Source organism: Photorhabdus antumapuensis (assembly GCF_020387775.1).
Lineage (GTDB): Bacteria > Pseudomonadota > Gammaproteobacteria > Enterobacterales > Enterobacteriaceae > Photorhabdus > Photorhabdus antumapuensis.
This window is the reverse complement of the sequence record NZ_JAHZMK010000060.1, coordinates 1-24,245: the sequence shown is the minus strand read 5'-3', so window position 1 is coordinate 24,245 and position 24,245 is coordinate 1. Positions and strand designations below refer to the sequence as shown.

The window sequence follows — 24,245 nt, the reverse complement described above, 5'->3', positions numbered from 1 at the left end:
ATAAAGGAATAAGAGAATGACGAAGCAATCCGATTACATTTGGTTCAATGGTGAAATGGTTCCTTGGGCAGATGCTAAAGTTCACGTAATGTCCCATGCTTTACATTACGGTACATCTGTTTTTGAGGGAATTCGCTGTTATGATTCTCATAAAGGGCCAGTGGTTTTCCGCCATCGTGAGCATATGCAGCGTTTACATGACTCTGCAAAGATTTATCGTATGCCGTTGAGCCAGAGTGTTGATGAATTAATGGAAGCATGTCGGGCAACCCTTCGTAAAAATAATTTAGTCAGTGCTTATATACGTCCACTGGTCTTTATCGGTGATGTTGGCATGGGGGTTAATCCACCTGCTGGCTATAAAACGGATGTTATTATTGCCGCTTTTCCTTGGGGGGCTTATCTGGGAGAAGAAGCCCTGGATCAGGGAATTGATGCGATGGTTTCTTCATGGAATCGTGTGGCACCAAATACAATACCAACTGCGGCCAAAGCAGGTGGTAACTACCTGTCTTCACTTTTGGTGGGTAGTGAAGCCCGTCGTCGTGGATATCAAGAAGGTATTGCACTGGATGTTTATGGTTATATCTCTGAAGGAGCGGGTGAAAATCTGTTTGAAGTAAAAGATGGCATATTGTTCACTCCACCATTTACTTCATCTGCATTACCAGGAATTACCCGTGATGCCATTATTAAATTAGCGAAAGATTTGGGGCTGGAAGTACGTGAGCAGGTATTGTCGCGCGAATCTCTGTACCTAGCTGATGAAGTTTTTATGTCTGGTACAGCGGCTGAAATCACACCCGTTCGCAGTGTTGACGATATTCAGGTTGGTATCGGTAGATGTGGACCTGTTACTAAGAAAATTCAACAAGCCTTCTTTGGCTTGTTTGATGGCACTACAGATGATAAATGGGGCTGGTTAGATCCAGTCAATCCTTAATAGAACTATAAATAATTTAACGGGCGGTTCGTTCCCCGCCTGTTTTGATAACATGGGAGTGAAGATAATGCCTAAGTACCGTTCTGCCACTACGACTCATGGCCGCAATATGGCAGGAGCTCGCGCTTTATGGCGTGCGACAGGGATGACCGATGCAGATTTCGGTAAACCGATTATTGCGGTAGTTAACTCATTTACTCAGTTTGTTCCAGGGCATGTTCATTTGCGGGACTTAGGTAAACTGGTTGCGGAACAGATTGAAGCATCAGGCGGTGTTGCAAAAGAGTTCAATACCATAGCGGTGGATGACGGTATCGCAATGGGGCATGGTGGTATGCTCTATTCTCTGCCGTCACGTGAATTAATTGCTGATTCTGTTGAATATATGGTGAATGCACATTGTGCGGACGCTATGGTGTGTATTTCCAATTGTGACAAAATTACCCCAGGTATGCTGATGGCAGCATTGCGTCTGAACATTCCGGTGATTTTTGTTTCCGGTGGTCCTATGGAGGCAGGTAAAACTAAATTGTCAGATCAGATCATCAAATTGGATCTGATCGATGCCATGATCCAAGGTGCTAACCCGAATGTCAGTGATGAGGATAGCAATCAAATTGAGCGTTCAGCTTGTCCAACCTGCGGTTCCTGCTCAGGCATGTTTACTGCTAACTCAATGAATTGCCTTACAGAAGCACTGGGTTTGTCTCAACCGGGGAATGGCTCATTACTGGCTACTCATGCAGATCGCAAGGTGCTGTTTCTGAATGCAGGCAAGCGCATTGTTGAGTTGACTAAGCGTTATTATGAACAAAATGATGACAGTGCTCTGCCGCGTAGTATTGCAACGAAAGCCGCATTTGAAAATGCGATGATGTTGGATATTGCCATGGGTGGCTCAACGAATACTGTGCTTCATTTACTGGCTGCGGCGCAGGAAGGGGAAGTTGATTTCACTATGGCGGATATTGACCGTCTGTCTCGTCAGATCCCTCATCTATGTAAAGTTGCACCAAGTACACAAAAATACCATATGGAAGATGTTCATCGTGCTGGTGGTGTGATCGGTATTTTAGGTGAGCTGGATAGAGCGGGTTTGTTGAATCGTCAGGTTAAAAATGTTTTGGGTCTGGATTTGTTACAAACGCTTAATCAGTATGATGTGATGCAGACGGTAGATGAGCCAGTGAAGGAGATGTATTTGGCAGGCCCCGCGGGTATCCGTACTACTCAGGCATTTTCACAAGATTGTCGCTGGCCTTCGTTGGATACTGACCGTGTTGAAGGGTGTATTCGCGACATTGAACATGCCTATAGTCGGGATGGTGGTCTTGCTGTTCTATTTGGTAATTTGGCTATAGCTGGTTGTATTGTAAAAACCGCAGGAGTTGATGAGGGCAGTCTGACGTTTCGTGGGCCAGCCAAAGTTTACGACAGTCAGGAGGATGCGGTTGATGCGATCCTGAGTGGAAAAGTCGTTGCTGGTGATGTGGTGGTAATTCGTTATGAAGGGCCAAAGGGTGGGCCTGGCATGCAGGAAATGTTGTATCCGACGACTTATCTAAAATCAATGGGGCTAGGTAAAAGCTGTGCATTGATTACCGATGGTCGTTTCTCTGGTGGTACCTCGGGTTTATCGATTGGCCACGTTTCTCCCGAAGCGGCTAATGGTGGGCTAATCGGTTTGGTTCAAGATGGCGATATTATTGATATTGATATTCCACTGCGGAAAATTCAACTTGATATGGATGAAAGGATCCTTGCTACCCGTAAAGAAGTGGAATTTGCCCGTGGTGATAAAGCGTGGACACCAAAAGCTCGTGAACGTCAGGTATCGTTTGCTCTAAGAGCTTATGCCTCATTGGCGACCAGTGCGGATAAAGGGGCTGTCCGTGATAAATCTAAGTTAGGGGGATAATCATATGGCTGCATTTCTTCCCTTAACTTCCGCGCCAAATGGTGCAGAGTATTTGAAAGCAGCATTAAGCGCGCCTGTTTATGAAGTTGCTCAGGTGACTCCCTTGCAGGAAATGGAGAAAATTTCTGCCCGCTTGGGAAATACTATTTTGGTAAAACGGGAAGATCGGCAACCTGTTCACAGTTTCAAGCTCCGTGGTGCGTATGCCATGATTGCGAGTTTGACTGAGGAACAAAAAAACCGGGGAGTGATTACCGCGTCAGCCGGTAACCATGCTCAGGGGGTTGCACTTTCTGCCAATCGCTTGGGAATTAACTCTCTGATTATTATGCCGGTCACTACAGCGGATATTAAAGTCGATGCAGTCCGTGGTTTTGGTGGTAATGCTCTGTTATATGGTGCTAATTTTGATGAGGCTAAAGCCAAAGCAATAGAAATGGCACAACAGGAGGGCTATACCTTTGTTCCTCCGTTTGATCATCCTGCTGTAATCGCAGGTCAGGCAACATTGGCAATGGAGCTTTTGCAACAGGATGTGCGTCTGGATCGAGTCTTTGTACCTGTTGGTGGTGGTGGCTTGATTGCTGGAGTGGCAGTGTTGATTAAGCAACTGATGCCAGAAATCAAAATTATTGGGGTGGAAGCGGAAGATTCAGCTTGCTTGAAGGCAGCAATGGAAGCTGGACATCCGGTAGATTTACCACGAGTTGGTTTGTTTGCTGAAGGTGTTGCTGTTAAGCGTATCGGTGATGAAACATTTCGTTTGTGTCAGCAATATGTGGATGATGTTATCACAGTAGACAGTGATGCTATTTGTGCTGCGGTAAAAGATCTGTTTGAAGATGTACGTGCGATTGCTGAGCCATCCGGTGCATTGGCACTCGCTGGATTGAAAAAGTATGTTCAGCAACATCAGCTTAAAGGTGAACGACTGGCACATATTCTTTCTGGTGCTAACGTAAGCTTCCACGGGTTACGTTATGTTTCTGAGCGTTGTGAATTGGGCGAGCAGCGGGAAGCATTGCTGGCAGTGACTATTCCTGAACAGAAAGGGAGTTTCCTGAGTTTTTGCCAGAAATTGGGTGATCGGGTGGTAACAGAGTTTAATTATCGTTATACGGATGCAGATCCTGATCAGGCTTGTCTTTTCGTTGGTGTTCGCCTGAGTCGTGGTGAGGTAGAACGACGGGAAATTATTAAGGAATTGCGTACCGCAGGGTATCAGGTTGCCGATCTTTCAGATGATGAGATGGCGAAATTACATGTTCGCTATATGATCGGTGGTCGCCCATCTAAGCCATTGAAAGAGCGCTTGTTTAGTTTTGAATTTCCTGAATCACCAGGGGCTTTACTCAAATTCCTCCAAACTTTGGGAACTTACTGGAATATTACGTTATTCCATTATCGCAATTATGGTACAGATTATGGCCGGGTGTTGGCCGCATTTGAATTGTCAGAAGCGGAAGTGCGTTTTAAACGCCATCTTGATGCATTAGGCTATGCGTATCACGATGAGACGGATACCCCCGCGTTTAAATTCTTTTTAATGTGCCAGGCGTCTGAAACGGCCAGGGGTTGATCGGTGTCTTTCTAATGAGAACACATGTTCTATAGAGCAACAAAATAGCGCCTTGATAAGGTGCTATTTTGACAAGATTTAATATTTGCTGATGTCCCGCTGGAAAGAGCTCAATAATAAGTTCTTTGATTATTTTGCCATTAAATACTGATAGTTCTGTTATCAAGCTTATTTTGTTTTATTGATCATTGTGTTATTTCTTTTCTCCAACAGTGGGTTTTGCCAACCAGATAAAGAGCAGCAAGATCAGAAAAATAAAGCCAAATAGCCAATAAATCTCGTTAGCAGCAATGATCAATCCCTGATTAGTGATTTCACGTGCCAGAGAGTAACTGGCTTGGGCTTGTGACATCCCTAATTGTTCCATTTTCTCATAGGCTTGTTGGGCAATAGGATTATGGGGAGTTATCGATTCAGTTAACTGGACATGGTGGACAGCTTCGCGACGGGACCACATGGTAGTGGTAATGGAAGTACCCACGGATGTTGCCAGAGTGCGTAAAAAGTTAAATAAACTGCCCGCAGAGGCGATTTTAGCGGGTTCAACATCAGATAATATAATGGCTGTTAGTGGCATAATTAAACAGGCGATAGCAAAGCCCTGAATAAATTGTGGCCAGGCAGCAGTGGCAAAATCCATTGATAGCTCAAAGGTATTAGTTCGCCAAAAGAAACAGAGTGCAAAAATAATAAAGCTAAACATAACTAAATAACGCATATCAATTTTTGAACTAAAACGACCAATAAGTGGAACGAGCATTATTGGCACTATCCCTAATGGAGCCATTACTAATCCTGCCCAAGTGGCTGTATAACCAAATACTATTTGCAATAGTTGAGGTTGCAAAACCAGAGTGCCTATATGGAGTAGGAAAGCTAAACTGATACATAAAGTACCGATAGTAAAATTACGTGATTTAAATAGTGATAAATCAATGATCGGATCATCATCGGTGAATTCCCAGATGAGCAGGAAAGTTATGGCAATAACTGCGATAATGGCTAATGTAATAATTTCTGTTGAGTTGAACCAATCAAGCTCTTTTCCTCTATCAAGCAATAGCTGAAAACAACCAACACCGATGACCAATAAAATTAGTCCTACGATATCAATTGACCTAGCCGTTGTTTCAGTTTCCCGGTCTTTTAACAGCATCCAGGTAATAGCAATGGCGGCAAAGCCAACCGGAACATTGATGAGAAAGATCCATCCCCAATGGTAGTTGTCGCTGATCCAACCGCCGAGTATTGGACCACAAACCGGAGCGATAACGATAGTCATTGACCACAGTGCCAATGCCATATTGCGTTTTAGCGGAGGATAGTTGTTGAGTAGCAAACTTTGCGAAAGGGGCATAATTGGCCCGGCGGAGATACCTTGCAGAACGCGGGAAATAATCAACATTTCCAGGCTATTGGCAATACCGCACAACCAGGAAGTGATCACAAACAGTAGCATTGAAATTAAGAAAACTCGGACTTCTCCGAACCGTTTTGCTAACCAGCCTGTTAATGGGATAGAGATCGCGTTAGCAACAGCAAATGAGGTAATAACCCAGGTTCCCTGCGATACTGATGAACCCAAGTCTCCGGCAATCGTCGATATTGCGACATTAGCAATGGTCAGGTCCAATATTTGTAAAAAAGCGGCTAATGCTAAAGCCAGGGTTAACCAGCCAAGTTTGGCTCCTGATAATGGCTCTTTTAGCATGTTAACCTCACTTATTTTGACTGGTATTAACTTGAATGATTTCGTTAATTAGCCGATCAATTTCTCCTGTGTTGTAAGACAAGACATTGGTTTCATAAACAATGCTATTACGAGGAGTGTCGGCAAGCACCAGTCCATCCCGATTTCGGGTATCAACCGTGGCGTGCATGGATAAACCAATGCGTAAAGGATGATCAATAAGTTGTTGTGCTTCCAATTCAACACGGACAGGCAAACGTTGAACCACTTTGATCCAATTACCGGTGGCGTTTTGTGCCGGCAGTAAAGAAAATGCACTGCCGGTTCCCATATCAAGACCAACGATTCGGCCTTGATAAATGACATCATTGCCATAGAAATCGCTAATCAGAGTTACCGGCTGACCAATACGCACATTGGCGAGTTGAACCTCTTTGAAGTTAGCTTCGATCCAGAGTTGATCTGTCGGTACGATAACCATCAGCGAGGTACCGCTTTTTATTTGTGAACCGACCTGAACACTGCGGCGTGAAACGTAGCCGGTTACTGGCGCTACAATCTGGGTGCGTTGTAAGGTTAACCATGCATCGCGGAGCTGAGAAGCGGACAGTTTAATGGAAGGTTGTTGATCTAATGGGGTGTCTATAACTAATGCTTTGTTGGCATGATATTGTTGTCGAGCAACATTCAGCTCAGATTTTGCCATTTGAACGCTATTGCGGGAATGAATCAGATCTTCTTTAGCGATAGCACCTGTGAGTCCCAGATGTTCACGTCGTTTTAAATCATCTTGAGCCTGTTGTAATGCCGTTTGTTTGAGCTCAATGTTAGCCAATAGCTTTTCATTATCAATAATGGTTTGGTGAGTTTGCCTGACATTATTAGCTAATGTATTTTTCGCTCGCTCAAAAGCATGTTCCGCATCAATAGAGTCTAAACGTAGCAGAATGTCGCCTTGTTGAACGAAATCGGTATTATCGGCATAGATAGCAGTTACGCTACCGGTGATCTGGGCCATCACTTGTACCTGATTACCTACAACGTAGGCATCATCAGTAACTTGCTGATGACGTAGAGAAACAAACCAATAGGCGAAGTAACCTAACCCGGCAAAAACAAATAAGAGAGCTGCGAGGATAAGTGCTAACTTACGCTTTGACTTTTTCTCATTAAGCGGAGGTGATTGTATTTCTCCGGCCATGTTCCTCTCCTATCACAGTGATTAAAAATAAATTCGTCTTATTAATGTGCTTATGTTTGATTAAACACCTTGGAGTCGACTACAAGGTCAAGTCCTTCTCATCTTGATAAAATGAAAATTGCTAATATTTAGCACTTAAAGCCACAAGTATTATTAGTATTAAAATTATTTATTATCGTTATTAACATTTGATCAGAGAGGCTGGATTGCCTATCTGACAATGATTAACGGTATTTTGTGTCAGTACCCAGAATATTTATCTGGGTACAAATAACCACAAAATAGGGATACGAACCCATTGATGTTAATTGCTTAACTGGTTCAGGCAGTCATTCCTCCATCAATAACGAATGTTTGCCCGGTAATGTAACGTCCTCCGGGGCTGAGCAGGAAATTGATTGTCAGAGCAATATCTTCCACTGAACCCAAACGGCCCAATGGGATGTTAGATAATAATTTTTTCCTATGTGGTGCGGGAATATGATCCAGCATTTCAGTGTCAATTAAGCCTGGCGCAACGGTATTGACCCGGACATTAAATCGGCCAACTTCAACCGCTAATGAGCGGGTAATACCGATCATAGCGGCTTTGGTTGCAGCGTAGTTAACTTGCCCTGAGTTAGCTTTAAACGCAGTAACTGAGCTCATGTGGATAATGCAGCCTTCTCCCGCAGTGATCATTTCAGGGAGAAATGCGTGATTGACTAAATAGACAGAAGAAAGATTGGTAGAAATTACATTGTGCCACTCTTCTTCTTTCATATTTATCAGTAATGCATCTTGTGTAATTCCGGCGTTATTGATGATGGCATAGGGAGCGCCATATCGTGAGATAAGCTCTGTTGACAATGTTGTGACTTCTTTGGCGTTTGAGACGTCACATTGATAGCCCTCACAGCGATAACCTTGCTGTTCAATTTCCTGACACAATATTTGAGCTTCATTTATGCTTGATTTATAGGTAAAAACCACGTGATAGTTTTGAGCTGCCAGCATTTTTACTATGCCTTTGCCGATACCACGTGATCCTCCTGAAATAAAAACCCAAGGGGTGTTGAGATTCATTAAGTGATTCCTCTAAATTTATGTCATCCGTCTGCTAATACCGCATTCATCAGATCTTAGTTGGCAATCTGCTTTCTTTTTGTTGTTCCCATCAGACTCATCTCAACAACTAAAGAGATTTCGCCATTCAGCCAGATCGGGATTTCCAACGTACCGTATAACGAGCCATCAACGTCGAATGTATCTTTTGGTAGGATCGTATATTCGATGTTCGGCATTTCATCTGGGATTTGGCGATTAAGCAGCGCTGGAGAAAAGCTCACTGTATGCATAACATGCAAGACAATCAGGTCCTTTAGGCATGTTTCATCAGATTCTTGTTTGCCAAAATAGGTTTTAAATTCTGTTGCTAGTGCGGTTTTGGCACTTTGCTGCATAAAAAGATAAAACATCAGAGCATCAAGAAAGATCCAGAATTCATTGACTTCCGGAAAGGTATGTTTGAATTCGATGGATTTTTTTATTGTCTCTTGTATGGGAACTTGGCAACGTGGTTTTTCGGGAAAGCTAGTTTTTTGTGAAAAATCGAAACAACTATAGTGACCAACCAGAGGTCTCAGGTTGGTTGTTTCATCTTGCAGGTTAAAGGTTGTTTTCCCATTCCGGTCAGTGTGCTTAGTTTTGACGCAATAGCAGGCATCCAGCGGTACGGGATTGCGTAAATTAACGTGCCACTGTCTGCCCATTTCCCCATTTAGTTGTGACAGATAATCGTATCCGCTTTTGAGCGGGATCATTGCCAGCATGCCGTGTACTGCAATACCACCCAACCCAACTTCTCTTGCGATTTTTTCATCAAAATGGATAGGATTGTAGTCTCCAGAGAATTTAGCCCATTGACTGAGATCTTTTTTGCTAAATTGAACGTTCATCTATCGGCCTTCCTGAAAATAAGTGCACAGTTTGTGCCACCGAATCCGTAGTTAACATTTAAAGCCGTGTCAATAACTTGGTGAGTTCGGTGGATATTGGGGACATAATCTAGATCGCATAGCGGATCAGGGTTATTCAAGTGCATCGTTGCGGGAATCGTTGCTGTCTCTATCGCTTTGATACAGAAAATGGATTCAATGGCTCCTGCTCCGGCAATAAGATGGCCTGTATAGGATTTTGTACTGGAAATAGGAATACGATAAGCGTGCTCGCCCAGGCTCATTTTTAGAACATCGGTTTCGTTAATGTCGTTTAGTGGGGTTGATGTCCCATGAGCATTAATATAGTGAATGTCTGAGGTGGAGAGTTTGGCCTGTTCCATAGCCATCTGAATCGCCATGACCCGTCCTTTGCAGTCAGATGCCGGGGCTGTCATATCTGATGCATCAGAGTTATTGCCATAGCCAATCACTTCCGCCAGTATTTTGGCTCCTCTGGCAACAGCGCTGTCATAGTCTTCAAGACATAATATTGCGGCACCCTCTGACATAACGAAACCACTACGATCTTGACTGAATGGGCAGCAGGCTTTTTCGACAGATTCCTGTTCTTTACTCAGTGCTCCAAGAATATCAATACTCCAGACAATGAAGGGATCTCTGATGCTTTCACCGCCCCCTGCTAGCATCATTTTAGTGCGTCCACTGCGGATAAGTTCAAACGCATCACCTATCGCCATACTGCCAGTTGCACAAGCTGCAACCGGGGTATTTTGATATCCCCGTAAATTCCAGTTCATTGAAATCGCCGCCGTCCCTACGCTGTGCATAGACATAATATTGGTCATAGGTGAGGCAATGCCTTGATCAGCATAGGAGTGGCTGTTTTCAACGGTTGCATCTTCTCCGCCCCAGCCAGTGCCAAAAATGACGCCGCGTTCAAAAGGAGAATAATTTTCGTCAAGAGTGGCTTTATCGTTACCAAATGCCATCTTGATTGCTTCATCCGCCGCAATCAGCCCAAGTTTGCTGAATTTGGGCAGGTTTTTTAATAACTTTTTGGAAAACCGTGATACATCAGGAGAAAAGGGGATATTGCCGAAAAACTTTGCTACGACAGAAGCGTCTGGGTGGTTTTCCTTTTTGTAGCCTACACGGTAGTTTAGAATTGCATCCCAAATTTCTTGGGTATTTTGCCCAAGAGAACAGATAGAACCATAGCCTGTGACGGCAACGCGGTGATAACTATTTTGAATATTCATGAAACATTATCTCCAAAATTTATTTCCTGGTGACATGCTTTATTTTTAATACAACCAAATAATAGGATTGGTAGATAAAAGCATCATAAAAATGAATGTTAGCTGAGTTGTGATATTGTCATAGACAGCTAACACCCAGGTGTATTGGTAATGATTATTTTGTTAATTCACTGAGGTAATTGACGAAATCACCGATTGTCGTCGTGTTATCTCGCTGGAACTTATCGAAATTTAGTTGAATTCCCATTTCTCTTTTTAAAGCAACCTGAATAGAAACAAAATCTAGACTCACCAGATGAATATCATCAAGCAGGGTGTCAAGAGTAATATCTTCTGGTTCGATATCAGTTAATTCAGTAATTTGAGATTGAAGTAATTCAAACAGTTTCATATCAATATCCCCTAAAAGTTTAAATAATATTGGCGGAACTTAGGTGCAGGAATATAGGTATCAATTAATAAATGTGTTATTCCTGTCACACCGTCTTTTAAATGTCGTTTTGCTATTATTCCTGGGTGATTAAAGATTTCCCTGAAATTTTAAGTAAGTCATACGTTTCTCGTTTGATGGCGCTAGCCAGCATCTCAATATCATCTTGGCTTGTGGTATATCCGAAACTGATGCGTATCGCACTATCAATACGATCATCGGGTAACCCCATAGCAGCTAGAACGTGAGAACGTTGTGTTGATTTGTTATTGCTACAGGCTGATCCTAAAGATAAAGAGATGCCGTGACGTAAATCTAACCTGCTAGCTAATGATTCAGCACGAATACCCGGGAAACTTAAATTGAGTGTCCAAGGTGCCTGAAACGCTGGATTGGTATTACCATTAATCAGGTAGTTAACATGATGTTGCTCTAGCTGGAATAGTAAGGTTTCTCTGAGCGTTTTGTAAGTATTGAAGCGTTCTTGCAATCCATTCAGTGATTCTTGAGCTGCCGCCGCCAATCCTGCAATGCCTAAGGTGTTCTCAGTGCCGCTGCGTACTCCTTGTTCTTGTCCTCCGCCATGTAGCAAGGGATTTAATTGAATATCTGGTGCATGGTAGAGCCCGCCAATACCTTTCGGGCCGTTAAACTTATGGCCGGAGAAAGATACGGTCGTTACGCCAGAAAGTGTGTCACAGCTAAAAGGAAGCTTACCAATAGCCTGTACTGCATCAATATGCAGATAAACACCGGCCTCTTTTGCTAAAGAAGCGACCGCTTCATAGGGCTGGATCACGCCGGTTTCGTTGTTAATCGCCATCAATGTGATCAGACGTGTTTGTGGCCGTAGGTTTTCCTGGATGCTTTGTACACTGATCCGTCCTTGATTATCGGGATTGATCAGCGTTAGCTGAAGTCCTCGTTGCTGATACCAGAGTAGCGGTGCCAGAACAGACGGATGCTCAATGGAAGAGCTAATAACATGATGGGCAGACAGATCCGAACCGGAAAGTGTTGCTAACAAGCTGGATAATGCTTGGTTATTACTTTCGGTTCCCCCTGATGTAAACAGGATTTGCTCAGGGGCTGCGCCCATCAATGCAGCCATCGATCTTCTGGCGTCAGTGAGCAACTTTTTAGCCATGCCGCTTAAGCTGTAGTGGCTGGACGGATTAGCAAAAATAGACATTGCGTCTTTAATCGCCAACTGCGCTTTAACACTTAGCGGTGTTGTGGCGTTGTAGTCGAAGTATAGGCTTGTCATATTTTTCCCTTTAGCTGCTCAAACAGCTTATGCAGCATATCAAGGCAGTGTTGCTGTGCGGGTTCTAACTCGCCTAATAATGCATCTATGCCCTCAGGCGATAATGCGTTCAATTCTTCGAGAGTCTTACCTTTAGCATGGCGACAAAATTGGTTAGACATTGCCAGGGAGGCGGTACATCCCCATGCACGAAAACAGGCATTATTTACCCGCCCTTGGTTATCCAGTGTCAGGTCGATATCAACCTTGTCACCGCATACAGGGTTACCTAATACCAGTTTAATGGTGGGGGCGGATAACGTCCCCTGGCAGTCAGGATTGCAAAAGTTGTCAATAATGATGTTATTAAACATAATTCCACCTTGCTATTTATACAGCGGGTGTAGCTGAAGTATCTTCATCGTCTGACATTTTTCTCTCAAGGTTGACTGCACAGCAACCAAACTCTTTAGCAGCAGCGGTACGCATAACAAACTGAACTCGCTGAGAATTACGCCAGGATTTATTAGGATCGGTGCGCAAGTAGACCAAATCTTCTGTCAGTAACATGCCGGGAGTGGAAACAGAGAGTGGATCCAGGATCACTAATTGTCCGGTTTCACCATCAGGTAGCTCACGTGTTAAATCATTAGGATCACGGACGGAGAAATGAATATAAGGAGGAACATGCTTATGGTTGTATTCATCTTCGATGGCAAGAAGGTTTGCTTCAACCAGACCATACATATCACGTGTCCGGGAAGCTGGAATGCCCATCCATTCTTCGATATCTGCATTCAATTCGCTGCGGGAGATCATATCCCCGGTAAAACGTTTCCAACCGCCCATAGTAATTACCATGCTGTCGCGATCTAAAGTGAGCTTGGTATTATTCTCTTTTAGGAACGTGATAAAACGATGGATCATGAATGGAGGACCAATTAAATGACGAGTGAACTTACCTTTCCACTGGATTAATTGATTCAGTGCATCTTCTGGAGAAAAATGGTCCTGATTAATCATATAGCGTCGAGTATCTAACAGACCTGTCAGGAAATTAAAGATTTTAACCAGCGCCATTTCTGGAATATCTTCTGTTGATGGGCATAAACATAGGCCGGCACCGCCAGATACTTTGAACATACTGCGATAATTAGAATAGACAGCCAATACTGTATGATCCATCGTATCGTGGCAACGACGATAAACGCTAGGAATTCCACTGGTACCCGTTGAGCGCATTTCATGTTCGATTTCAGATAATGGCTTGCTTAATAAACGGTGACTTTCGGCTGATTTATAAGTTGCAACGGGGATCAGTGGGATGCGAACTAACTCATTATAATTCTGGATATCTTCTGGCTTAATGCCTTGTTTTTCACAAATATCTTTATAGTAAGGGTTATTATGATAATGGAAATTAAAAGCGTCCTTAAGCAAACAGGTTTTTAGCTCTTGTTGCTCTTCTTTAGACAGCTTATAGAGCAGGTCGACATCGGCTATTAACCACTTCAGCGGATTACCGCCACGAGATTTTATACCGTCATATATATTTTTGATATTTTCCATTTTTTTCATCTCCGGTAGGGTAAAAAGTAGATAAATTAATCTTTGCTTATTATAAGTTATAGCAATAAAGCATAAGTTACGTAGGCAAAAAGGATAGTCATTAATAATTTATTTTTATTGAATAAATTGGCTATATTATTGCTTTGATCATCATATGGATTTGTTAATATTGTTAAAATTATGCTAAAGATAGCTGATTTATTCAAAATATTCACTTTAGTGATAATATGACCAGTTAATTCAAGTAAATTTCTTAATTGTCTTTTATATTTTTGTGAAGTTAGTTGTTTTTTGATCTATTGAATGTTCTTTTGTGAATTTTTTCATTGTCCTAAGATTTCGATAATGATAAAAAAATATAGATAAATACCAAATTAAAAAATGAGTACGCATGATGAAGATGGATTGCTTAATTGTAGGTGCTGGTCAAGCTGGATTAAGTTTAGCCGCTATGCTAGTGGCTAAGAATATTAATGTCTGTATATTAGAGCGGGAGGCGCGTATTGGTGATGTGTGGCGCAGGCGACCAGATAATATGCTATTATTCACTTCACGTGGTATGACTCAACTTCATGGCTTGCCGTTTCCTGGAATTAAAGAAGGCTATCCAGATAAAAATGAGGTTGCTGATTACCTTGAGAGCTATGCTTTACATCATAACCTTGCGATACATACTCAAACCGAAGTGGTTGAGGTGAAGCATGATACAGATGGCTATCGCGTTAAAACAAAAGATGGAAAAGTATTTCATGCGCCTTGTTTGGTTAATGCAACAGGGGCTAATCAATTAGTTGATATTCCGATGCTTGCTAAACAGCTTTCTACCGATATACAACAAGTTGCAGCAGATCAATATCGGGAACCTAAGCAAATTAAAGCGGGCAGCCGAGTTGCTGTCGTTGGTGATGGTGCGAGTGGCCGCCAGATTGCTAAAGATTTGGCAGCAACGACGAAGGTGACGTTATTTTGCGGTTCTTCCCGTCCTCTCTTACCTAATAGAATACTGGGCAAAGATATCTTTTGGTGGTTAAGCAAAAGTGGTCTGTTATTTGCCAATTATTACAGTCTGGTAGGGAAAATCATGCGGCGGCGTAACCCCATCCCTTGTGGTGATCTGAAAAACCATCGGTTAGCCGCTTGGGGTATAAAAATAGCGAATAGGCTAGTTGATATAAAAGATAATAAATTATGTGATTTGTCTGGCAATCAATATGAGGTAGATACGGTTATCTGGTGTTTGGGGTATAAAGATGATACGGCATGGTTAGTGCTTCCTGGCGCTGCGGATGCTAATGGATTCGTTTGTAAAAATGGCCATGGAGAAGGTGGGAAAACCCCTTATCCTGGGTTATTTATCGTTGGGCGGAAATGGTTGAGTAGCCGTGGTTCAGAACTGATGTTAGGGGCTTATAAAGACACTTGTCGCGTCGCTAAATGGGTAGAAAATTACCTGAAAGAGCATATATCATTAAAATGAATGATTAATACAGGATAGTGATATTTTACTCTGTATGTTTTATCTGTCGTGGATTGATGGTTTATTAGGTAGTATTGTTATGGTGTTATTCTGAATTCTGTATCATTACTAAGAGTGCATAATATAGTAAATGTGCTATTAGGAATAAAATGATACAGAATCTCTAACATACTGGCTTTGATAATAACGGTTATAAATAGAAATTATTTATTTTAGGTAATTTATCAAAAATACTATTTATTCATAACATAGATATTTTGCTTTGTGAAATTTAGACCTGTTAATGTTGATGATAAATTGAAATATTTTTGTTGTGCTTGTTGAATTCTGTTCTTACTGGCATGTTTTAATTCAGAGGGCCTTAATCCATATAGCGTCATACAGGTACGACTGAAGTGTGCACCATCGGAAAATCCGCTATTACAAGCTAATAAAGTCAGTGAATCTGATGAATGTATCTCATCAATAGCATGATGCAGACGTTTCCATAATAGATAGCTGCGGAAATTAGTTCCCATTTTTTCTCTAAAGAGATGCAAGAATCGACTTTCGGATAAATAGAGTTGATTTGATATTTCACGAGAAGAGATACATTTAACCGGTAATTCAGTAATAAGAGAGGCTGCTTTCATGATTCGTTTATCCTGATAACAATGGCAATCTTCTATTTTACCTAAAAGGTTATTTAAGATGAAAATATCTGGAGAGGTTTCTGACTGTAAACAATTAATAAAGTAATTTGCTATCAAACTAGATGGTTCTTGATTTAAATATATTATATCTGAGCCTCTCATCTGATGTAGTAATAAATGACATAGCGGGTTGGCTAGGTCTATCAGTAAATTAAAACAGAGTTGCCCTTCCGAGTGTAATTTATGTTTAACATTAGAAGAAATAATGAATCCGTGTGCTTGTCTTGATTCATTTTCGGTATCAATCCTCATAAGTGAATTATGTGGTGATACACTTAATTGGATACAAGGATGATGATGCCATTCTGTTTGCATATTATAAGAGAAAACGAGATCTTGTAGATGGAATTTGTAGAATTTAATAAAATACGGTGATTTGTCTATTTTGTGTAACATGATGGTGTCCTTTATTAAATTGTTGTGTGTATTTGAACTAATTGTTTTATATAATTATTATAAATCCTTGGTGTTATTTTTTAATTAAATTATATTAACTGGTTAAATGATTATTATTAGTTACTATATCATCGCAATATTATTAAATAATTATTGTTAGGTTACCTCCTATGGTATCTAGGGAAAAATAATTTCACTATTGGGAAATATCGTTATGACATGGCATAGAAAATTATTTTCCACTCTGTCTGTCGCTGGTGGAATATTCAGTTTTAGCCAATCTTAACAATATCTAAATTGTTCAACGTTAAATGGCTATTATCTACTTGATATAATTAAAAGTATTTTCTTTAGTGACATAATTAATGACCAAAAGTTTAATGAGGAGCCAATATTTTCATATAATTATTTTGATTGGTTATAACTTATATTAAACATATTATCATGAGAACAATATGGTTATATTTTTATGCTCTTTGTGAATTAGGCCACATAAATTATAAGTATGCTGGCATAATACCGAAAATAGGTTGCATCAGGCTTGTAATGAATAAAAAGACTTGTTAACGAAGTTTGTTATAACAATCCCCAAAATGCGTTAATTAAGGGTTCATTAAGCCGTTTTCTCTGTACGCACATACCCAACTCAAACGGCTCTACTAGAGAAATATTGTCCAATAAAGATATGCGACTGCGTACCGGTTCAGGACTATTTTCTACAACAACATTGGGAATTAATGCCACTCCACAACCCAATGCAACCATAGAAACAATGGCTTCATGACCGGACACGGTAGCGTAAATCGATGGGTTAGTAATTTTATGGTGGCGGAACCAGAACTCAATGCGCTTACGTGAAGGTCCATGTTCCGGCAAAATAAAGGGAATGCTATTCCAGTCAGGGTACTCTTGTATTACAAGCGTACGTACAGTACAGGGAAGGGAAGGCGCGATCAGTACCAGTGGGACTTCACCGATTTTGGTGAAGCTGACATTATCTGGTAGTTTTTCCGGCTTACCGGCGATGCCTAAATCGGCATCATTAGACTGTACCTTATTGACAGCATCTGCGGCATCACCCGTGGTGAGTTTGATTTCAACCATAGGATGTTCTGCACGAAAACGGTCTAGGATCTGTGGTAAGTGACTGTAGGCCGCGGTGACTGAACAAAACAGGCGTAATTCTCCACTTAACGATGGGCTTTGCTGGTTTAATGAGTGTTTTAGTTGCTGATATTGTAACAGTGTCTGTTGAGCGAATTGTTTAAATTGCTCTCCGGCAAAGGTCAGTTTTACGGTGCGATTATCTCGTAAAAATAATGGATGCCCCAAAATATCTTCAATACGTTGAATTTGGCGGGATAATGTGGATGGACTGACATGCATTGCTTTTGCTGTGCGGCCAAAATGACAACTTTCAGCCAGATGTAGAAACAGTTTGAGATCACGTATATCCATAGCCCATTCTCCTTTTTTTGCCCGAGAATCTGTATTGCATAAAATGCAATGTAGTATTGTTAATATATCAATTTAAGCAATGGCTTGCATATCATATATTGAAAATATATAAACGCCTCACAGGGTGGGGAAATCTAAAAAATAGTCGCAGCACTTCATTGCTGGGCCCAACATGATAACGGAGTCACTAATGGCTAATTATTTTAATACGCTGAATTTGCGTCAGCAGTTGGCGCAATTAGGTAAATGTCGTTTTATGGCGCGGGAAGAGTTTGTTGATGAGACAGGATATTTAAAAGGTAAAAAAGTGGTTATCGTCGGTTGCGGAGCGCAGGGGCTGAATCAGGGCCTGAATATGCGTGACTCCGGTCTGGATATCGCTTATGCCCTGCGTAAAGAGGCTATTGAAGAAAAACGCGCTTCATGGCGTAAAGCAACGGAAAATGGTTTTCAAGTTGGTACATATGAAGAGTTAATACCGCAGGCTGATTTGGTGATTAACCTGACGCCAGATAAACAACACTCTTCTGTTGTTCGCGCAGTTCAACCGTTGATGAAAGAAGGCGCTGCATTGGGTTATTCTCACGGCTTAAATATTGTTGAAGTAGGTGAACAAATCCGTAAAGACATCACTGTGGTGATGGTAGCGCCTAAGTGTCCTGGTACGGAAGTGCGTGAAGAATACAAACGGGGTTTTGGTGTGCCTACTTTGATCGCAGTTCACCCAGAAAATGATCCGAAAGGTGAAGGTATGGCAATCGCTAAGGCGTGGGCAGCGGCAACGGGAGCGCATCGTGCCGGTGTTCTGGAATCTTCTTTCGTGGCTGAAGTGAAATCTGACCTGATGGGTGAGCAAACTATTCTGTGCGGTATGTTACAGGCGGGTTCACTGCTGTGTTATGACAAGCTGGTGGCAGATGGCGTTGAACCGGGTTATGCAGGAAAGCTGATCCAGTTTGGTTGGGAGACTATCACAGAAGCACTGAAACAAGGTGGTATCACCCTGATGATGGACCGTCTGTCTAACCCGGCAAAACTGCGAGCGTATGCGCTGTCTGAGCAGTTGAAAGAAATGATGACGCCGCTGTTCCAGAAACATATGGATGATATCATTTCGGGTGAATTTTCTTCCGGTATGATGGCTGACTGGGCCAATGATGATAAGAACTTGTTAGGTTGGCGTGAGGAAACGGGTAACACTCCGTTTGAGAATTCACCTGAATATGATGGAAAAATCAGTGAACAGGAATACTTTGATCACGGCGCTTTAATGGTTGCTATGGTGAAAGCAGGGGTTGAACTGGCATTCGAAATTATGGTTGATACCGGTATTATTGCTGAGTCTGCCTATTATGAATCGCTGCATGAATTACCGCTGATTGCGAATACTATCTCTCGTAAGCGCCTGTATGAAATGAACGTAGTTATTTCTGATACCGCTGAATATGGTAACTATCTGTTCTCTCATGCTGCGGTTCCACTGCTGAAAGAGAAGTTTATGGATGTACTACAGGCTGGTGATTTAGGTAAGTCTGTTGCCGATAGTGGTATTTATAACGCCCAATTACGTGATGTTAACGAAGCTATTCGTAACCACCCAATTGAAGTCGTTGGCCGTGTGTTACGTGGCTATATGACAGATATGAAACGTATTTCTGTTGGTGGTTGATTAAAGTTGAATTGAGTAAAGAGGGAGGAATTCTCCCTCTCAGACATAGATAAATTTCGTTCAAAATACAGGGCTAAGACCTTGATGAACGCGTGATTTAAATTGTCTAATTTTTAGGGGCAATTCACAAGACCGGGATAATTTTGACTTCATATTCTTTGAATAAATATTAATTACAAAAAATTAACCTACTCTTATTGAATATTGTTTGCAAAATAATTTAACTTTAATCATTACTTTATAAATGTTCTTTTAACTCGAATAGATATAATAAAGTAAGGTACCCATATACATGTATAAAACACAGCCCTAAAAAGCAAGAAGAGGTAATTATAATCCATTTTTATTTCATATACATAATGAGCCAATGCTAAATCAGTGATTACAAATAATGAAGTAAAAACTAAAAGGATAATGTAAAATAAAGGTGTCTTTTTCTTTTTTCTAAAGAAAAGAATAGATGTATAAAGTGCAACTCCAAAAATAACTGTAAAGCAAATAAACTCAAATCCTATAAGGATACGTAATTCACCTAGAAAATTATAACCAGAGATCAAGATTGTCATTGTTTTATATGAACTAAATAAAGAACTGAATATCGCAAAGATAATATTTATTGCCGGAAAATAGAGAAACCCACCAATTCTATTCAGTTCTTTCTCTTCGCATGTTGCACAAAAGTCTGACTCATGTAATGCTGGGTTTTCACATTTAATACACTTCATAAAACTTCTCCAAATAATAATTTCAATCAAAAGATTGATTATTAATTTACGTAAATCATACAGGTGATAGTATATAAACCAATAACTTATTAGCCCAATAAACACGCCTATTTTTAATAGAGCTATTTATATTTTCAAGTGAAAAAATAAATATTCCATCTATAAAAAATTAAGGCACCTATCTGATAATAAAGAAATAGTTAGATTCATAAAAATATAACCAATATCCATATGATGTTTTTAATAAAGAAAAACTTCACTCGATCATTCTTTGATCCTCATATTTTACAGAGCTTGAGTCAGTGCCAATGGCTGTATTCCAGAGTATTGTGCCCACAGTCTGGAATTGACCGTTAATGCGCCAGTTCAGTGCACAAAAACGATATCATTGAGATCAACACTGCTATTAGCAATATATTGAATACCGGTGTTGGCTCCCTCACTAATTAAACCGGTTGTTACCACAGCTTGTGGTAACAACGGTAATGCCAGCGCACTCCCTTCCACAGCAACCATTATCTGGCAAGAGAGTAGTGTATTACTACTACAGACTTTCTCGATTTCGGTTTGCTTGCCCTGTTACCATTTCTCAACCGTGCCTTTTTTATTCGCCTCTGCTGCTGCCAGTACATTCGCTAACGCATTATTATCCACAAAAATCTTGGTCAGAAGGCCAGAATTCTTACTTGCTAAGGACCAGAAGGGGGAAATTTCTCTTTGCTTTCTTTTAGGTTAGCTAAAATCCAAGCTCCAATACCTAAAGGTATCCCTCCTGAAATCCCCACTTTAACAGCGTATATAACATCATTAAGACTAAAGTCTATTTCGCCAAATTGATAATACGCAATCACGCCGACGACAAATCTTATAAGTAAGGTTGTAATAAATAACGATGCAATAGTGGATAGAGTCAGGAAAAATAATAAATATGGAAAAACAATTGTAGATTTCATTTCTTACTCCAGTTTTTATTTAACTTATCTTCTATTGTACTGCCCGCAACTTCAGAGCTTATTGCACCAGAACCCGCACCAATGACTTCAGCAACAGTTCCTGATACTACAGGTTTAAATTTATCAGTAACTACTTTACTGGTCTTTGCACCTATTACGTTACCAATACCTGCCCCAATTGCAGGGGAAAAAGGATCTTTCCCTTGCAATTTAGCACCTGCATACGCACCAGTAATACTAGCCACTTCTGTAAACCAAAACCCTTTGCCCTGCGTTACCGCCCCCGTTCCCGTGGCTATCAGTGCATCAGTAATGTTCACTGGACCATTTGTAAGCTGATTACTAATGTTAGCCGTTCCACTAATTACACCTCCAGCAAGAATACTCCCCACTGTTGCCCCTGATGGCAGCAATAGCGGTGCCGCTACCGTGGACATTCCTGCACCCCAAGCGACCAACAATCCTCTTACCGGATCTTGTCCTTCTGGGTGATCCCCTTTAGCATGTTTTGACAATGCCGCTGAAATCTCTTGAGAGGATTGACCTTCATTTAACATCGCGGTAGCCAGATTTGATGCTGACCGACCATAATCCGCCATCCCTTTTGGCAAGCTCAGTGCATTATTGTCCGTGCTAAGCCAATAAAGCATATAACATTGAAGCAACAAATGAGCTTCTTATTATCCATAATAACAATCCTTGAGATCCCTTTTTCTGAGTAATAAAAAACTCATAAAATAAGCTAGTATTTATACGGTTTTTATTGTACTGAGAGTGATTGTAAGAAAATCTGAAATAAACAGCTACTCCCCATGTACATATAATAAGAGGGAAAAATTCACTTCCTGATTTATTATTAAAATATTTGAAAAAATAAATCATGGGAACTCCAATAAATAAAGATATCCTTCCTCCCCATAGGGAAACATTTTCATCTCTAAGAAAAAAAATGCCACTAAAAAAATCATTCATGGATATAGAAGAAGTTAGACTCAATTTATTCCTACGACAAAAAACAAGGAAGGATAAAAAGAAAACTAATAAACATATTAAACTTATAATTATATCTATATTCATTTAATCGCCACCTTTATTAAATTTATAATTATATAATTCTGTTGCAGATGAGCCATTTATATCAATGTTTTCTATCTCTGTTTTTTTAGAAATTCCACTCCATCCCCATGCAGGACCAACACCTAAGTTTAAACCAAGACCATCCTTTCCATAGGAAATACCTACATTCCCCAATCCAAGACCAAAACCTAATGAATTATTTCTTTCCGTATCAATCATCCCTGGCAAATATGGACCAAACTGAATACCTATCTGTCCAGATAAACGACCGCCAACAGCAAGAGTTTCCCCTTCATTTATTGAAAATTGAGAATTATCAACATTTGCATCATAAAAATATCCAGCTCCAAAACCAAATGCAGCTTCGCCCTTCGCATAAGGCTTAACTTTATAAGTTACTCCCCAAGATGGTCCCTTGTGAGATTGTTTTATCGCCTTACTAATTTCATCTGAACTTTTACCCTTCCTCTGTAGATCAAAAGATAATGAAGCATCTGAACTAACTGAGTTGACTATCTGTCCCCAAAAAGTTCCGGGACCATAACCAAGAGCATTATTGTCCACCGCATTCTTCCCGGCCTGAGCACCAGTGAGGGCGCTGGCGCTGGAATCACCGGCAATGCCACCTGCCAGCCCGGCCGCCAGGGTAGAAAGGGTGCTGATAGTTTGTTTCTGCTCCTCGGTTAACTCACTGACTTTGGCCCCGTCGCCGTAAAGCTGCTTAATCAGTACCTGTGCCGCCAGTTCACCCGAAGCGGCCCCGGCTGCTCCCGACAAGGCATTGTTGCCACTGACTTCCGCCGCCACGGCACCTAAAATCGCATGGGCCAGCGTGTTGGTGGCGATATCCACCTGATGGGTTTGTGGGTCAGTTGTTAGATCTTTAATCACCCCGGCCAGATATGGCGAAGCGCCGCCCGCCAGCGCCTGACCGAGATTGTTCCCCGCCAGTCCCTGAATCGCTGCCGTGGCCGCCTGTAACGCTTTCTGGTATTTGCCGCCGGTTCCCAGGCNNCCCAGGCCGGAGTCATTCAGTGCCTGCGTGTAAGCGGTGTCATAAATTTGTTGGTTGATATCCGAAGGCGTTGGATGTTTATTGCCTGCGTTGATCAATTTTTCTTTGGCATCGGCTTTATCCTGTTCACTGATATGATTGAGTTTCGCTTTCGCCGCTTTGGTGGCGATAATTTTCCCTTCCGTTCCGGCTATCTCGGTCATCTGGGCGCTGAGTTCGCCAATCAGTTGCGCCTGTTTCAGCCGCTGTTGTTCTTTTTCCTTGTCAAATATCGGACTGAGGACATTGGCCGCATTATCGGTATCGCGACTTAAGTTGGCGATATCCTGCGTCTGGTGGTCCTTATCCCGGATAATCAGGTTGCCGTCACTGACGGCGGCGTGTGTGGTACTGCTGTCATGGCCCTGATTATTTGAGCCTGTCAGCGCATTGACCGCCAGATTATTCAGCACCTGCCCGGCGGTTGGTTGGCCGAGGCTGACGCCTGCACTTTGCTGTTCGACAGTAAAATCCGCTTTATTTTGAATATCCTTGAAGCCCAACGTGCCGGTGTTGAGGGTGTTTTTGGCTTTGTCAGCTTGACTCGCTATCACCGCACCGTCTAATTGGGTGTGGTCGCCGACGTTAACCTGATAACCGCCTTTACCAGCAAACAGCCCGGTCTGTTCCTGCACCGAATCGTAATTGCTGTGCAGTTTATTGCGGCTGGCATTGAGGCTTGCTGTACCGTTGGTGAAGGGACCCACGGTGGTACTAACACCCGCGCTGGCATTCTGTTGTCGGCTGTCATAGCGCTGGCTGTCTTGTTCACTGCTCAATGACAGATGACGTTTCACGTCGGCAGTAATCTGTTCGCCGCTGACTTGTGCCCCTTTCAGCGTCGTATCCCGGCCACTGTTTAGCTCAACGGTCTGTCCCGCCTGTAACGTGGTGTTATTGTGGCTGACACCGTTGCCGTTTTCATGGCCGTTGCCCCGACTGACATTAGCCGAAACACTCAGGCCGGTG

The 24,245-nt window shown here is 41.7% G+C and carries 21 protein-coding genes and 2 pseudogenes; 5 read left to right on the top strand and 18 right to left on the bottom strand.

The features are described 5' to 3' along the window. The first annotated feature begins 16 nt into the window (after positions 1 to 16). From KZ793_RS20475 to ilvA, 3 genes are all read left to right on the top strand, one after another. A complete protein-coding gene (locus KZ793_RS20475) occupies positions 17 to 943 on the top strand; it encodes a branched-chain amino acid transaminase (protein ID WP_225817011.1) in 927 nt (308 codons plus the stop codon). A gap of 67 nt (positions 944 to 1,010) precedes the next feature. Next, positions 1,011 to 2,861 carry a dihydroxy-acid dehydratase gene (gene ilvD, locus KZ793_RS20470; RefSeq protein WP_225817010.1) on the top strand — a complete coding sequence of 617 codons (1,851 nt, stop codon included), beginning with the start codon at positions 1,011 to 1,013 and terminating at the stop codon, positions 2,859 to 2,861. 4 nt (positions 2,862 to 2,865) lie between these two features. Next, positions 2,866 to 4,440 (top strand): threonine ammonia-lyase, biosynthetic, encoded by a 1,575-nt coding sequence (ilvA, locus tag KZ793_RS20465; RefSeq protein ID WP_225817009.1) that lies wholly within the window; start codon positions 2,866 to 2,868, stop codon positions 4,438 to 4,440. A 193-nt stretch (positions 4,441 to 4,633) separates the two neighbouring features. Here ilvA and KZ793_RS20460 read toward each other — a convergent pair whose 3' ends face one another. The 9 genes from KZ793_RS20460 to KZ793_RS20420 all read right to left on the bottom strand — a co-directional run bounded on the left by KZ793_RS20460 (position 4,634) and on the right by KZ793_RS20420 (position 13,775). After that, positions 4,634 to 6,151, bottom strand: coding sequence for a DHA2 family efflux MFS transporter permease subunit (locus KZ793_RS20460; RefSeq protein ID WP_225817008.1), 1,518 nt, complete (start codon positions 6,149 to 6,151; stop codon positions 4,634 to 4,636). 7 nt (positions 6,152 to 6,158) lie between these two features. Then, positions 6,159 to 7,331 carry a multidrug efflux MFS transporter periplasmic adaptor subunit EmrA gene (gene emrA, locus KZ793_RS20455; protein ID WP_225817007.1) on the bottom strand — a complete coding sequence of 391 codons (1,173 nt, stop codon included), beginning with the start codon at positions 7,329 to 7,331 and terminating at the stop codon, positions 6,159 to 6,161. 321 nt (positions 7,332 to 7,652) lie between these two features. Then, entirely contained in the window at positions 7,653 to 8,396 is a 744-nt protein-coding gene (fabG, locus tag KZ793_RS20450) for a 3-oxoacyl-ACP reductase FabG (RefSeq protein ID WP_225817006.1), read from the bottom strand. Positions 8,397 to 8,452: 56 nt separating this feature from the next. Further along, on the bottom strand, positions 8,453 to 9,268 hold the full coding sequence (locus KZ793_RS20445; protein WP_225817005.1) for a MaoC/PaaZ C-terminal domain-containing protein: 816 nt from the start codon (positions 9,266 to 9,268) through the stop codon (positions 8,453 to 8,455). Beyond that, a complete protein-coding gene (locus KZ793_RS20440; protein ID WP_225817004.1) occupies positions 9,265 to 10,530 on the bottom strand; it encodes a beta-ketoacyl-[acyl-carrier-protein] synthase family protein in 1,266 nt (421 codons plus the stop codon). Before KZ793_RS20440 ends, KZ793_RS20445 begins: the two co-directional genes overlap by 4 nt. Positions 10,531 to 10,684: 154 nt before the next feature. Continuing rightward, positions 10,685 to 10,921 (bottom strand): acyl carrier protein, encoded by a 237-nt coding sequence (locus tag KZ793_RS20435; RefSeq protein WP_118987491.1) that lies wholly within the window; start codon positions 10,919 to 10,921, stop codon positions 10,685 to 10,687. 115 nt (positions 10,922 to 11,036) lie between these two features. Then, positions 11,037 to 12,227: a cysteine desulfurase family protein gene (locus tag KZ793_RS20430; RefSeq protein WP_225817003.1), complete on the bottom strand. Its 1,191-nt coding sequence runs from the start codon at positions 12,225 to 12,227 to the stop codon at positions 11,037 to 11,039. Further along, a complete protein-coding gene (locus tag KZ793_RS20425) occupies positions 12,224 to 12,580 on the bottom strand; it encodes an iron-sulfur cluster assembly scaffold protein (protein WP_225817002.1) in 357 nt (118 codons plus the stop codon). The genes KZ793_RS20430 and KZ793_RS20425 overlap by 4 nt, the downstream gene beginning before the upstream one ends. A gap of 16 nt (positions 12,581 to 12,596) precedes the next feature. Then, complete coding sequence (locus tag KZ793_RS20420) at positions 12,597 to 13,775, bottom strand: LuxE/PaaK family acyltransferase (protein ID WP_225817001.1); 1,179 nt, start codon at positions 13,773 to 13,775, stop codon at positions 12,597 to 12,599. Positions 13,776 to 14,166: 391 nt separating this feature from the next. Here KZ793_RS20420 and KZ793_RS20415 point away from each other — a divergent pair, with 391 nt between their 5' ends. Continuing rightward, positions 14,167 to 15,252 (top strand): flavin-containing monooxygenase, encoded by a 1,086-nt coding sequence (locus KZ793_RS20415; RefSeq protein ID WP_225817000.1) that lies wholly within the window; start codon positions 14,167 to 14,169, stop codon positions 15,250 to 15,252. A 233-nt stretch (positions 15,253 to 15,485) separates the two neighbouring features. Here the strand turns inward: KZ793_RS20415 and KZ793_RS20410 are convergent, their stop codons facing one another. Beyond that, on the bottom strand, positions 15,486 to 16,340 hold the full coding sequence (locus KZ793_RS20410; protein ID WP_225816999.1) for an AraC family transcriptional regulator: 855 nt from the start codon (positions 16,338 to 16,340) through the stop codon (positions 15,486 to 15,488). Between the two features lie 576 nt (positions 16,341 to 16,916). Continuing rightward, positions 16,917 to 17,798: an HTH-type transcriptional activator IlvY gene (ilvY, locus tag KZ793_RS20405; RefSeq protein WP_225816998.1), complete on the bottom strand. Its 882-nt coding sequence runs from the start codon at positions 17,796 to 17,798 to the stop codon at positions 16,917 to 16,919. Positions 17,799 to 17,988: 190 nt separating this feature from the next. Between ilvY and ilvC the strand changes: the two genes are divergently transcribed. Beyond that, positions 17,989 to 19,467 carry a ketol-acid reductoisomerase gene (ilvC, locus tag KZ793_RS20400; protein WP_225816997.1) on the top strand — a complete coding sequence of 493 codons (1,479 nt, stop codon included), beginning with the start codon at positions 17,989 to 17,991 and terminating at the stop codon, positions 19,465 to 19,467. A gap of 233 nt (positions 19,468 to 19,700) precedes the next feature. On the opposite strand, the gene KZ793_RS20395 is transcribed toward ilvC, so the two are convergent. From KZ793_RS20395 to KZ793_RS20370, 7 genes and pseudogenes are all read right to left on the bottom strand, one after another. Continuing rightward, positions 19,701 to 20,192: a DUF2569 domain-containing protein gene (locus KZ793_RS20395; protein WP_225816996.1), complete on the bottom strand. Its 492-nt coding sequence runs from the start codon at positions 20,190 to 20,192 to the stop codon at positions 19,701 to 19,703. A 366-nt stretch (positions 20,193 to 20,558) separates the two neighbouring features. Further along, positions 20,559 to 20,708 carry a hypothetical protein gene (locus KZ793_RS20390; protein WP_225816995.1) on the bottom strand — a complete coding sequence of 50 codons (150 nt, stop codon included), beginning with the start codon at positions 20,706 to 20,708 and terminating at the stop codon, positions 20,559 to 20,561. Between the two features lie 173 nt (positions 20,709 to 20,881). After that, positions 20,882 to 21,145, bottom strand: coding sequence for a hypothetical protein (locus KZ793_RS20385; protein ID WP_015835436.1), 264 nt, complete (start codon positions 21,143 to 21,145; stop codon positions 20,882 to 20,884). Beyond that, positions 21,142 to 21,795 (bottom strand): hypothetical protein, encoded by a 654-nt coding sequence (locus KZ793_RS20380; RefSeq protein WP_225816994.1) that lies wholly within the window; start codon positions 21,793 to 21,795, stop codon positions 21,142 to 21,144. Before KZ793_RS20380 ends, KZ793_RS20385 begins: the two co-directional genes overlap by 4 nt. Then, entirely contained in the window at positions 21,779 to 22,222 is a 444-nt protein-coding gene (locus KZ793_RS20375) for a hypothetical protein (RefSeq protein ID WP_225816993.1), read from the bottom strand. The genes KZ793_RS20380 and KZ793_RS20375 overlap by 17 nt, the downstream gene beginning before the upstream one ends. Then, positions 22,223 to 22,666: pseudogene (locus KZ793_RS23090) on the bottom strand (polymorphic toxin type 25 domain-containing protein); the annotation flags it as partial. It lies immediately after the preceding gene. Between the two features lie 102 nt (positions 22,667 to 22,768). Next, positions 22,769 to 24,245: pseudogene (locus tag KZ793_RS20370) on the bottom strand (hemagglutinin repeat-containing protein); the annotation flags it as partial.